This window comes from Pseudoalteromonas sp. OANN1, from assembly GCF_024124685.1.
Taxonomy (GTDB): Bacteria; Pseudomonadota; Gammaproteobacteria; order Enterobacterales; family Alteromonadaceae; genus Pseudoalteromonas; species Pseudoalteromonas piscicida.
On the sequence record NZ_JAMXSE010000009.1, the window covers coordinates 1 to 13,642 of the forward strand.

A 13,642-nucleotide genomic window follows, 5' to 3' on the forward strand; every position below is an offset into this window, starting at 1 on the left:
TAAAAATTTCTCATTTAGAACAACTAAATAGCAAAATTTTTGCCTAGCTACTAAAGCTATTTCTCCGCTTCAAATTGCTCATTTACCTAATACAATTGGTATCGCAACCGTCTTGTAAGGCACGTCCTTGTGCCTGACAAGACTTGGCCGACATCCTGTCGGCACATTGCATATCAACTTATGCTTTTCGGGTGTGATGGAGGGGGAAATAAGTTGTCTGTTAGCTGTCCACAAAGCCATCAGAAACATAGTTGCTTGCAAGCACCACAAGAATTTATCAGCGCCTTGTGTCTCCCTCATCACACCCGAAAGTAAATTGCCAATGAGTCATTTCAACGCATGGATGCGTGAAAAGCGGTGACAGGGCCAAGGATGGCCCTTACACCGCGGTGACGTTCATATTGGCTATTTACTTGAGGAGTCAGTGTGATGTTGGGAGTGCCCTTTCTTTTGCATACTTGTTCTTTGGGCATCAAAGAAAAGTATGTCGTAGCCCATGGATGGGCGTCGAAACCAGTCAGGAGGACAACAAACCAACACAGCGAGATTCAATACCTCCCAAAACAAAATCTTAACAATTCAGTGATGTAGATTTCGCCAGAACCCTGTATTATAAGCCTGTTAAAAGCTTAGGAACGGGTGTGCCTGTACGTTAAGCGAATGGATACTAAAATCAATAACTGTGCTTATGGAACTTTTTGCGCGAATGGAATGATATTATGATCAAGAAAACCGCCATCATCATTGCAATATTGGCTGCTATTAGCGGCTGTAAATCGCTGGTTTATAAAGGTAATAAACTTTACGAAGCGGGAATGTACCGCCAAGCTGCTGAATATTATTCACAAGCACTCGCGGAAGACCCTGAGGATCTTGAAGCGAAACAAGGTTTAACACTGGCGCGAGATAAGCTTATAGATAAAGGACTTATCGATGTGCGTATGCTGCGCTTAGCAAATAACTACACCGCTGCTGCAACTAGGCTAGAAGAAATCGTAGAGAACCAAGCACAATGGCAAATGAAGCCGACTGGCGCGATGGCAAATACCCAAAGAGAAGAACTAGATTACGCGAGGCAATGGCTACTCGACGAAGCCCGTTCACTCTCAAATACGCCCTACCCCGATAAGTTTAAGCTGTTTGAACATAACTATCGCCATCTGATCAGTAATGCGCAATTAGCAAGCGCCATGAGCACCCACTATGACACGCTAAGAACGCAAGCGCAGAAAAAGTGTGATGAACTTGCAGGACAGGTCAGTGGGCAGCGTTTCTATTTAAAAAGTTTCACGGAAAAATACTGTTTAGCGTGGCAAACTCCAAAACGTTTACGTGTAGATAACCAAGATAAAAGTCGTTATTTTGCGATGAACATACGAGATCGTGTCGATATTGGCTTGCGCTTTGGCAACTCAATCAGAGGACAATATGGCGCATTTATCTCAAGTCTAAATACGGCATTTAATAATAGCCTGTGGTTTGATAGTGATGGCAGTCAACAACTTTCATTAGAGCTATATGCAGATGCAGACTATTACCGCACTAGCAATCAATATATCCAGCGTAAGCATTATCAACAGGAAGTTGAACGACCAGACCCAAATAACTCAGATAAGACGCACACCGTAGAAGTCACAAGAGAGTTCACTTACCCGGTGACCATCTACGATGAGAAATTTGATATCAACGTTAATTATGAGGCGAGTTTAGCCCATCGTTATATCAAAGGCAGTGCAAGCGATAGTAAGCATAATAAAACCCGTGCGCATCAGGCTGATTTTGAACAACTTGATATCACCCCACTGTCTCCAGACTTTCTTAATCTTTCACAGATAACTGAAAAGACCTTTGACGAACTACTCAAAAAATTCTCTCAAGATCTTACGCTAACTTGGAAGCAAAATTACTGTGGACAGGCACTTGGCAGCAATAAAGGCGAAAATATTCTACGCTGTGCCAAGCTTGAGCCCGAGCATGACTATATCAACCGTTGGTTTGACCAGCACTTTGGGATCAAGTACTCAGAAATGACGACTTTATACGGTATTTGAGGCTCAGAATGAGTTTTGAAACTCGCCAAAAAGCCGAAAAATGATTATATTGTGCCAACTTTATTTGTATTAGGAATTAAGCTATGCCAAAGGCAAGTGAAATAAAAAAACATGCCGCGATCGAGTATAACGGCCGCGTAATGATTGTTCGTGACATTGAGCGTTCAGTACCACAAGGTCGCGCTGGTGGTAGCCTATACCGTATGCGTATGTACGATGTAGTAGATAACTCTAAAGTAGATGAGACTTTTAAAGCGGAAGAAATGCTGACACTTGCAGATCTTAACCGCCGCCCTGCAATGCTTTCATATGTAGATGGTGATGAGTATGTGTTTATGGATGATGAAGACTACACGCCATACCATCTAAATAAAGAGTCTATTGCTGAGCAATTATTGTTTATCGATGAATCAACTAAAGGTTTATCTATCGTCGTGGTTCAGGGCATGCCTGTTTCTATCGACTTACCTTCAAGCGTAGAGCTTGTGATTGAAGATACCTCTCCTTCAATCAAGGGCGCATCTGCTAGTGCTAGAACAAAGCCTGCGACATTAACGACTGGCCTTGTTGTTCAAGTTCCTGAGCATATTTCAAGCGGTGACAAAATTAAGATCAACACTGCTGAATCTAAGTTCATGGGCCGTGCAGAATAAGTCCATTGCACTTTTGATAGCGAGCCGTTGTGCTCGCTAGCGTCTAAAGATCCCCAAACTTTCTTTGCAATAGTGCCATTCTATAATTTTGGCCTTACTCTTAAAAATCGCGCAAAACGCGGTTTACCAAACTTAGTATACCCTTGATATCGATAGGTAATTTGACTACCAATCGGTGGTGGTGATGCGCGCTCTTCGTCGCTAAACCCCGACCCAACTTTAAACTCCATACCTTGTTCATCTCTCACCAATAGCGATCCCATCATCCCTTGGTACTTTCCCTTACCGGGTAAATGCTTAATCACGATAGCTTCGTCATCAAGGTACGGCTTGTATTTTAATACGTTGGTTGTTCTTCCATCTTCGTGTTTGGCATTTTTAGCATGCAAAATAACACCTTCACCGCCTCGCTTTAAGACACCATGATAATAGTCGTTTAACTCATCAACTGAGCCAAATGATAGCTGCTTGACGGGTCTAATGTGTGATAACTCAATATGGCTTAGTAGGCTTAAGTAACGCTCATGGCGCTGAGAGAATATTTCTGTAGAATTTGGTGCGTCAAATACATAATAAGTCACTTGACGCCAGTGTTCGTTATTAGGGGCGTGGCGCCTTGCAATCGCACTCACAAAAGCGAAGTTATTGTACCCAGCCCACAACTCGCCATCTAACCAAGTATCAGGTAATCCTTGCGTGAACCAGTCTGGTGCTTTAATTAAGTGACCGCCACGCGTACGCAGTTGAGAGCCATCCCAAATGGCCCTCACACCATCGAACTTTTCACTAACAAGATAATTAGAAATATCTTTGTTGCCTTGATATACCGAAGCAAGCTGGATTTTTGTGTCGGTTTCATTTCCATAAAGGAGATTGGAAAAACCTAATAATAGACAGAATAAGAATGGTAAATATCGCATAGCATAATCCTTTGCAGTGGATATTTAATACCAGCGACTAGGTGCATTGTTTACGTTCACTGATATTAAAAATTAATAAATTTCATGCTTAAAGATTACACAACAATCGAAGTTTGTAAAATCAAACAAGCTTTGACTAAAAGGCCCCCTCTTTATAGCAATCCGTATTAGCTTTCAGGGCAAAGCCAGTCAAAAACCGCTTCGAGATCGGTAAATGAATGATCAGCAAGACTTAAATCTTGTTTATTAGAGTGCGCATTTGGCACGACAACCGCGGTTAACCCAGCTTCCTTGGCTGAAGTTAATCCTGTGCAGGTGTCTTCTATAGCCACGGCTTCGTGTGGTGCAATGTTTAGCGCAGCAAGCGCCTTGCGATAAGGTTCTGGATGAGGCTTCGGCTGTTCGACATCGTCTTTACACACAATGACAGAGAATAACTCTAATAGCCGATAGTGTCGTAAAACAGGGAGCGCTTCTGCTTTGCTACTTCCTGTCACGAGTGCGATTGGACAACGCGTTGAGGTTAATTCAACCACTTGCTTTGCAAAATGCATCAATCTAGGGAGTACTTCCGCAGCAGTTGCCACAAAGACGACATTTTTTTCATCACATAAATCGCCGGCAGAAGGCGCAAGTTGGTGTCTTTCTTTAAGAATATGCGCGGCTTTAAGCGTTGGTACACCCGAAAACTCATCACAAAAATCATGCTCCGTATAAGTAACCTGATACGGGGCTAACACCTTCATCCAACTTTGGTAATGGAGTGCTTCTGAATCAACTAATGTACCGTCAAAATCAAATAAAACTGCCTGAAAACGCATTTACACTCCTTAATTTGGTTGTATTAATTAACCGTTGATCCCTGCTGGTGGCTCAGCAGTGGCTTCTTCACCGCTATCAACTTCAACTAATGTATAGCCTCGTGGCTGTCTTATTACTTTTAGAATTGGTTTATCGAAAGCTGACTTCAGTCTATCTGCATCCGCTTGCAACTCTTCCATCGAACGACCAAAAGGTGCAGCACCCGTTTCAGACCAATTCGTTACCTTCCCATTTAAGTTATATTCCACTTCATGGATTTGATATAAAGCCGCTTCGTCTTTTGTTGCTTCACAATATATCACTCGATAATTCCAAAAACCTGACATATCCACTCCTAACATAAAAATTTCATTAAAAAGCCCGCTTAATGCGGGCTTTAGTTACTCTATTATAATCACTGTAGCGTGAATTAGAAGAATTTCACTTTGAATTCAGCACCAATGAAGCGCGCTTCATTTAGCATACCGGTGTTGTTATTGAAATCTACACCACCGATAACCACTTGCTCGTCAAATAGGTTACGAACAAAGGCTGACACTTCATATTCGTTATCGCCTTCAGACCACATATAACCAGTACGAAGACCTGTTTCAAACAACGCTTCACCTTCAAATTCTACTGATTTGTATAGGAAGAAGTCTACTTCACTACGGTAAGACATATCACCATAGACGAAGAACTCGCCGCCTTCTAACTCTTTCGTGTAGCGAAGTGTTGCGTTTGCGATCCACTCAGGTGCGTGAGGTAAGCTGTTACCGTCCAAAATTGCTCGAGCTTCTGGACCGTTAGCACCCTCAACCATATAGGTTGGATCCGTCACGGTACACTGCGCACAAACCGCTACTGCTAAGTTTTTATCTTCAAGCTCAGTTTTGTTGTAACTTAGGTTAAAGGTTGCATTTAGCTCATCCGTTAACACCCATTCGGTATCAAGTTCGAAACCATAACCGGTTGTTTTATCAGCATTCACTAAGCGGTTGAAGTTTGAGCCGCCACCTACAGCCGTTAGCTGTTGGTCGTCCATCTGATAGTAGAATACCGTCGCGTTTACGCGACCTTGGCCATCAAGTACGTCTGACTTAATACCAGCTTCAATCGAGTTAGTAGTTTCTGACTTAGCAACAGTCACTTCATCACCGAACAAAATACGGCCTTGAACACTTGGAGCACGGAAGCCGTTAGCTACGCGACCAAACAAGTTTACGTCATCAGTTAGCTTGTAAGTGGCACTTAAATCCCAACTTACGTGGCTATCGCTTGGGTTAGCAGTACCATCAAGTACGTCTGGAGAGCCGTTCCAAGGTGTTGGATTTTTAGTACGCTTGGCGTAAAACTCTTTCTCATCGTCAGAATAACGCAGACCAGCAGTTACTTTTAAATCATCAGATACGGTGTAATCAAAAGAACCGAATACAGCCCATGCTGATGTATCTTGATCTTGGTAAGCATAACCATTTTGTGCACCGTACTGACCAAGGCCAGCATCAAATGCAAATGTATCGAAGCTGTAGCTTTCAATCATAAGATCTTCTTCAAATAAGAAGATACCTACCTGATAGTTGTAATCGCCTGAGAAGTTGCTAGATAAACGAAGCTCTTGCGTGTACTGATTATGTTCAGGAATAACATCTGCTGTTTCAGAAGCAAATGGAATGATACCTGGGCCTTGGAAACCAAGGAAGTCAGCACCGTAACCACCGTCAACGTCTGCACGAGAATAGATTTCAGCACTTTCCCAAGCAGTAATTGACGTTACAGTATGCTCAGGTAAATCCCACTCAAGTTTTAGACTCAAACCTTGAGTTTCAACCTGTTGCGTCGAACGAGAGGCCGCATCGTGGTATACCACATCGTTGTCATACAATGGGTTAATGTTATTTGTGCCAGCTTCAATTAAATTTGCGCGAAATGCAATTGGGCGACCATCTAAATCACGATAGTGGTAGTTAAGTAGGCCGTTAAAATCATCGCCTTCATATAGGAATTGAACACGAACGGCTTGCTCGCTGTAACCACCTAGAGAATCTTCTTTCTCGAAGCCTGGCGCTTTTACATCGATATAGTCTTCTTGTTCCTGCCACAATGCAGAAATACGCGTTGATACACGGTCAGTTACTGAGCCGCCTACTGCGCCTTCAAAGTCTACCGCGCCGCGGCTACCATAAGAAACAGCAGCATAGCCATCAAACTCTTGGCTTGGTCTAACCGTGTCAAATTTAACAAGACCTGCTGGCGTGTTACGACCGAATAGCGTGCCCTGAGGACCACGTAATACTTCAATACGTGCAATATCGAATACAGGGAAGCCTTTTAGAATAGGGTTTTCTTGAACCACTTCATCAACAACCAAAGATACAGGTTGAGAAGCATTTAGATCGAAGTCTGTATTACCTAATCCACGTACGTAAAAACGTGGGAAGGTACGACCAAACGAAGATTCTACCGATAAACTTGGGATCTTCGCATTCATAAAGCGAATGTCCATACCCGCTGAGCTGTAAGCATTCAAGTTATCACCTTGAAGCGCTGAAACAGACACAGGTACTTCCTGCGCGTTTTCAACACGTTTACGTGCGGTGATTTGAATAACTTCTAGTTGATTTTTTTTGGCTTGCTCTTCTTCAGCAAGTGCAGAAAATGAAGTACCTGCCACAGCAGAGAACAACGTAGCATTAATAAGGGTAGCTAACGTAGATCTTTTCATTGCTTTCATGTTGGTTTTCGACCTTTTAGTGCACTCTTTGTTCAACGGTTTAAAATTTGGGCGCCGTTTCACTTGGCGTGAACGTTCAATTTTTCGCGATTTGAATATAATAACGCGGACCTTACAGTCGAGAGTGCGATACAACTTTGTAAGGCTGAACGAGACGGCGGTAATTATAGCAGGTAATTTCTACTTTGCTTTATAAACCGAACTAAAAAATCAAATTTTTTGCAACTTTCAGCGACGTTAGCTGACAGTTTACAACATTTAGCAACAAAAAACACAAAAAAGCGGACAATTGTCCTTTAAACTTAATGGTATATAAGTTCCAAAAAACCATCTTTACCGATAACAGAACCATAACACAGTGGTCGAAACTGTGCCGGTTACCTAAACAATACAAATTTGCGCCCAAACAAACGTATTGGCCATATCGGAAACCATGATTGCAATGCCAATGATATGACACCGGTGTAATGATAAAGTTCAAACAAAATTAAAAAGAGGACATTAGACCGATTAAAGGGAAGTTTTAGCCTTTCTATGCCACTTATAAATAAAAGGCTTAAGGTAACTGCATCGATGTGAATTCAGCACGGCCAGTCTGTTCATTGTATTCAATTATAGCTACCGCGGCAGTTGAGAAGATAGGCATTGTATCCGGACACAAACGGTCTACCAAATAACTAACTATTGGCATATGTGCGACTAAAATCCAGGTTTGGTGTGCTGGATACATAGAGATAAGTGTTTCTAAATAATCGATAGCTGTGTGTGCTGATCCACTCGGTACTATGTCTGAACAGGTTTCAACAAATTTAGGCGTTTGAAGTGCAAGCACTTGCTCCGCGGTTTGTTGTGCTCTGACGAAGGGACTCACAAGTGCAGCGTCTATCTCAAAATATTGTTTCAACCATTCACCTACATCCTTGGCTTGTTGTAATCCTTGTTCGGTTAAATTTCTGCTTGCATCGTCGGCTTGCATGGGTTCAGCTTCACCATGACGCATAATCAAGATAGTCTTCATACTGTTCAGCACCTTCTGTTTATATCACCCTACATATATGCGGACTTATGCATGATGAGATCCACGTTTAACCTATTGTCGTTAATGGCCTTTCCCTTCTGCGCCACTCACACCCGGGATCTTATGCTTGCTGACTACTCATATATGCAGCTTGGCATTATTTTCTTCTAAACCGGTAGCTATCTCACTGGTTTGTTCGCTATATTAAAACAAATGAAGGATTAACATGAAATGAAATTCTAATTACCTTCAGTTATCTTTTAACTAATTTATCGGCAGCAGCATATTGAAACTGAGTAATAATGATAGTCGGCAGTACCAATTACTAACACTGGACAATGGTCTTAGAGTCTTGTTGATCAATGACGATTCAACTGCTAAGTGCGCCGTATCATTAACAGTTAATGTCGGCCACTTTGACGACCCCGAAGCGCGTCAAGGGATGGCGCACTTTTTGGAGCATATGCTATTCCTTGGTACTGCAGAGCACCCTGACTCAGGTGGCTTTTCGCAATTTATTAGTCAGTATGGTGGCCAGAGCAATGCGTGGACTGGTACCGAGCACTCGAGCTATTATTTTGACTGCGACGCCGAACAACTAGACGAAGCGTTAGAACGCTTTAGCCAATTTTTTGTGTCTCCACTGCTGAGCGAGAGCGATACTGAAAAAGAGCGTGAAGCCATCGATGCCGAGTTTAAGATGAAAATCAAAGATGATGGCCGTCGCATCTATCAAGTTCATAAAGAAACCATCAATCCTCAGCATCCTTTTGCCAAGTTTTCTGTTGGTACCCGAGACACTCTCGCAGATCGTAATGGTAATATTACCAGTGAATTACGGGCATTTTTCAATCAATACTATCAGGCCCAATGGATGACTTTGGTGATAGCTGCACCACAACCGCTGGCTACACTTGCGACCTTTTGCTCACCTTTTACAAAAATTGTTGGCAGCAAAGCGCAAAAACCAGCGATCCAAGCGCCTATGTACCGAGAGCAAGACCTGCAGCTAGAACTGCAAATAAAGCCTAGAAAACATATGCAAAAACTTATTGTCAGTTTTGCTATGCCCAACCCTACCGATTTATACCGCCATAAAAGCGTGAGCTTTTTAGCCCATTTGTTAGGGTATGAAGGTAAAGGCTCACTGTATTCTATCCTCAAGTCACAAGGTTGGATTAATGCACTATCGGCTGGTGGTGGGATCACGGGTAGTAATTTCAGAGATTTTAATATCAGCTTTGCACTTACCGATGAAGGGATTGAATACTATGAAGACATAGTGGAAATGCTGTTCGAGTACATAGCATTAATTAAGCAAAATACCGCTGCACTACCACGCCTTTATCAAGATAAAAGCACTTTACTAGATATCGCGTTCGATAACCAAGAAGTCGGCCGTATGTTAGACTGGGTAAATTCAATCAGCGTTAATATGCACCACTATGAAGAAGAAGATTTTCTCTATGGTGATTATCGCATGGATGGCTTTTCTCAAGAGCAGCACGAAAAACTACTGATGCATTTGTGCCCTACTAATATGCGCCTTGTGCTTATCCACCCTCATGTGGAGGTAAATAAAAAAGCTAAATGGTACAACACGCCATACAGTGTCTCGCCAATAGCCAAAGATTGGATTGAGTCGCTCTATAATGTGCATATGCCTTTGCCACAAATGTCGCTACCACTAATTAATCCATACCTCAGCGCGAAAAACCCACTTCATGATGTAGAGAGTGAACAGGATACGCCTATTCGTCTAGCTGATCAGCCTGGATTTGAATTTTGGTTTAAGCAGGATTTGACTTTTAGAGTCACCAAAGGACATTTTTATCTCGAAATAGATTCCGCCCCGTCCGTCACTTGTCACAAGCATATGGCACTCTCTCGCCTGTTTGCCGATCTCTTTATGGATGCGGTCGCTGAGCGTTTTTATAGCGCAGAATTAGCCGGCCTTAGTTATCATATTAATTCCCATCAAGGTGGCTTAACACTTCACACCGCAGGGCTTACTGGTAATCAAATCACCTTGGTTTTAGAGCTAGTCGAGGCGCTACTGAATCAACCAATCCATGCAGCTCGCTTTGCGGAATATAAAAAGCAACTTATCCGCCATTGGAAGAATCACAATAAGAATAAGCCTGTTAGCGAACTGTTTAGCCGACTTGGTGCCCATTTGATGCCCTGGAACCCAAGTCCTGAAGACTTAGCCTGCGCACTTAAAAGTGCCAGTTTTAACGAATTTCAACTATTTCGAAAGCAGTTTTTTTCAGCCATTCATGTCAAAGCTTTCATGCATGGCAACTGGCAACTAAAACATGCTGAAAAATTAAAAACATCAGTGCACGGGCTATTTTCAAGTAGCGAAATTTTAGAAGATTTGAAACGTCCCTTAAACGAGTTGACGAAATTAACGGAACAACATATCGAACGCGAAGGCAGTGATTATGCCTTCATTGAATATTTTCAATCACGTACCGATTCCGTTAAAGAAAAAGTCACCATGATGGCGATTAATAATCTCGTTAATCAAGATTATTTTGAGCAATTAAGAACGAAGGAACAACTTGGTTATTTAGTTGGCGCTGGGTATGCACCATTCAATACACGTGCAGGTATCGCTTTTTATATTCAATCTCCCAACTTTGATAGTGGACACCTACTTGCACGACACAACCAATTTCTTAAGCACTTTGCCAAACAATTGCATCAGCTCGATGAAGTGAGTTGGCAACGTTCGAAAGAAAGCTTGTTGCTACATATATCGGAGCAAGACAAAAATCTAAGGCTAAGGGCGCAGCGTTTGTGGATTTCAATTACCAATGACTTCCACCAGTTTGATATGCAGCAAAGATTAATCCAAGCTTTGGCCGACTTGGAATTAGAAGACATCCTTACTTATATAGATAAAATGTTAGAGCCAAATGCTCCGCGACTGATTTTAAAGTGTAATTAGCGTTTTAGTGTAAGCAAGGAGTGCTTATCAAACTTTTGAATGACTAATAAGACTTTTCTCACCTAGTCCATTCATTTGAAACCTAATCAAAGTTCAAAAAATACGCAATCACACTCTTTAGCATAATGAATTTCATCTGAAACTTTGTTTCGCTGTTGTGAAAAACCGCAATTAACCTGAATTTCCCCTTAATCAACGTTTTCCTTTTGACTACTACAATGGCTTGATTTAGATTAGAGATTGCAGTTATGAATTACGCATTATATGAGCCTAAAAATAAAAACAATAACAATCAATGCACTACTTTTATCACTGACTCCGCATGTAATTTACGCCAGTGACGCAAGTGTATTAACAGGTGCACAGTTAGCTTGGCTCGTACCATGCGTGATTGCTCTGCTCAGCATTCCTTACTTAGTTTGGTCAAATCACCAACTCAAAAAATCCACTCTTCAACTTAAGCACTCAGAACAACGATTTAAAAGTACCATTGAAGGCAGTGGCGATACGCTGTGGGACTGGAATATTCAGTCAGGTGAAATTGTTCGGATCAACGACAAATACGGCATGAACTCTGCGAAGCCTGGCAGCGTCATCCCCAACCAGCATAGGATCCATCCACAAGACCTATTAATCGTAGAAAAGCTGATGAAACAGCACTTCGCAGAAAAGACACCATTCTTCGAAGCAAGCTATCGTATTAAAGATGAACTAGGCCAGTATCACTGGGTGTTAGACCGAGGCAAAATTATCGAGAAAGATGCCAATCTTAACCCGCTAAGAATGACAGGTACGGTTCGCGATATCAGCCACTTTAAAAGCACCGAGGAAAGGCTAAACCTGTTTGCAAAATGCGTAGAGTCGCTGACTGACGCAATCGCAATTTACGACAAGCACTATAATCTAGTCGACCTAAATCCAAGCTACCTTAAATTATTTGGTGGTCAACGGGAACACTATCTGAATAAACATTTTAGCTTACCAGGCTATGACAATAAGTTTGTTGCTCAAGTAAAGGCTCAGCTTAAACAAACAGAGCATTGGCAAGAAGAGCTCAAACTGCGTAATGCGGCAGATGTACTCTTACCTATCGAAATTACGATTGATGAAATTAAAAATAACCACGGTCAGATCAGTAACTATGTGGTTGTGTACTCTGATTTAACCGAGCGTAAAAAAGCAGAGTCTCAACTCCACAATTTATCTAATCGCGATCGTACGACAGGTCTTCCCAATCGCAACTTGTTCTTTACCAATTTACAAAAGTTGTCATTACAAGGGACGCACCATGCCCTACTTGTCTTTGACTTAGATAACTTTAAAAAGATCAACGATTCGCTAGGTCACCAGTTAGGTGATACGCTACTTGCGAAACTGGCAATGCGGCTAAATAAACTTGCTCGCCAACAAGATACCTTCTACCGACTAGGTGGTGACGAATTTGCACTGGTGATTTCAGGCACCAATGATATTCACACGATTACACGTACAGCAAAACAATTTCTAGCAGCGATTGCGACACCTTTTAAAATTGCTAATCACGAGTTAGTGATCACCTCTTCTGTTGGAATTGTACTGTGCCCTGAAGATGGTAAGTCTCCTGAAAGTCTGCTGAAAAATGCAGATACCGCTATGTATCATGCCAAACAAAAGGGTAACCATTATTTATTCTTTAATGATTCCATGAACGAGCAAGCGGTTAAGCGTCTGCAAATTGAAAACCTGATGCGCTATGGCCTCAAAGAAGATCACTTCGTTGTCTACTATCAGCCGAAAATGAATATTAAAACTGGCGAGCTGGTTGGCATGGAAGCGCTTGTCCGTTTCATTACCCCAAAAAAGGGGGTGATAAGTCCTGGTGTATTCATCCCTATCGCAGAAGAAACCGGACAGATCATCGAAATTGGTGAAGTCGTTTTAGACAAAGCATGCCGTGATGTAAAGCGCTGGATTGATAAAGGACTGTTCAATGGTAGAGTTGCGGTTAATTTATCAGCAAAACAGTTTAGTTTGCCGGATCTCACCACTCGTATCGACATTATCTTGCAAAAAAATCAACTTCCTTCTTATTTTCTTGAGTTAGAAATCACAGAAGGAACGGTGATGGACGATCCAAAAGAAGCAATTTCGATAATGCGCTCACTTAGTGCTAGAGGGATACACTTAGCCATGGATGACTTTGGTACTGGTTATTCGTCACTGGCTTATCTCAAGCAATTTCCGCTAAATACACTCAAGGTCGATAAGGCATTTATCGATGATATGGGTAACGAGCGCGGTAGAAACATGGTTGACTCTATTGTCACGATCGCGCATAACTTGGATCTTCACGTTGTTGCGGAAGGGGTTGAAAATGAAGAACAACTCAATATTTTAGAACAGCTAAATTGCCAAACAGTTCAGGGCTATTACTATTCAAAGCCGCTTTCAAGCAGTGAATTTGAACAATTTTTAAAGCAACATATCCCAAGTGAAAAGCCAAACCTACAACTCGTGCAATAGCCTAGCT

The 13,642-nt window shown here is 42.0% G+C and carries 9 protein-coding genes; 4 read left to right on the top strand and 5 right to left on the bottom strand.

All coding sequences use genetic code 11. The annotated features are described in order from the left end of the window. Positions 1 to 719 precede the first annotated feature (719 nt). Together NH462_RS09680 and yeiP are read left to right on the top strand one after the other, a co-directional pair. Entirely contained in the window at positions 720 to 2,051 is a 1,332-nt protein-coding gene (locus NH462_RS09680; RefSeq protein WP_045962665.1) for a tetratricopeptide repeat protein, read from the top strand. Between the two features lie 83 nt (positions 2,052 to 2,134). Then, positions 2,135 to 2,704, top strand: coding sequence for an elongation factor P-like protein YeiP (gene yeiP / locus NH462_RS09685; protein WP_010606026.1), 570 nt, complete (start codon positions 2,135 to 2,137; stop codon positions 2,702 to 2,704). Between the two features lie 80 nt (positions 2,705 to 2,784). Here yeiP and NH462_RS09690 read toward each other — a convergent pair whose 3' ends face one another. From NH462_RS09690 to sixA, 5 genes are all read right to left on the bottom strand, one after another. Beyond that, positions 2,785 to 3,624 carry a DNA ligase gene (locus NH462_RS09690; protein ID WP_010374752.1) on the bottom strand — a complete coding sequence of 280 codons (840 nt, stop codon included), beginning with the start codon at positions 3,622 to 3,624 and terminating at the stop codon, positions 2,785 to 2,787. 167 nt (positions 3,625 to 3,791) lie between these two features. Continuing rightward, complete coding sequence (locus NH462_RS09695; RefSeq protein WP_253105554.1) at positions 3,792 to 4,445, bottom strand: HAD family phosphatase; 654 nt, start codon at positions 4,443 to 4,445, stop codon at positions 3,792 to 3,794. A gap of 27 nt (positions 4,446 to 4,472) precedes the next feature. Next, on the bottom strand, positions 4,473 to 4,772 hold the full coding sequence (locus NH462_RS09700; protein ID WP_010374748.1) for a hypothetical protein: 300 nt from the start codon (positions 4,770 to 4,772) through the stop codon (positions 4,473 to 4,475). Between the two features lie 83 nt (positions 4,773 to 4,855). Continuing rightward, complete coding sequence (locus tag NH462_RS09705) at positions 4,856 to 7,159, bottom strand: TonB-dependent receptor (protein ID WP_010374746.1); 2,304 nt, start codon at positions 7,157 to 7,159, stop codon at positions 4,856 to 4,858. Positions 7,160 to 7,715: 556 nt separating this feature from the next. Next, complete coding sequence (gene sixA / locus NH462_RS09710) at positions 7,716 to 8,177, bottom strand: phosphohistidine phosphatase SixA (RefSeq protein WP_010374744.1); 462 nt, start codon at positions 8,175 to 8,177, stop codon at positions 7,716 to 7,718. 286 nt (positions 8,178 to 8,463) lie between these two features. Here sixA and NH462_RS09715 point away from each other — a divergent pair, with 286 nt between their 5' ends. Next, positions 8,464 to 11,133, top strand: coding sequence for an insulinase family protein (locus NH462_RS09715; RefSeq protein ID WP_253105555.1), 2,670 nt, complete (start codon positions 8,464 to 8,466; stop codon positions 11,131 to 11,133). Between the two features lie 264 nt (positions 11,134 to 11,397). Further along, positions 11,398 to 13,635, top strand: a complete 2,238-nt coding sequence (locus tag NH462_RS09720; RefSeq protein WP_017216467.1) for a bifunctional diguanylate cyclase/phosphodiesterase — start codon at positions 11,398 to 11,400, stop codon at positions 13,633 to 13,635. The last annotated feature ends 7 nt before the right edge of the window (positions 13,636 to 13,642 follow it).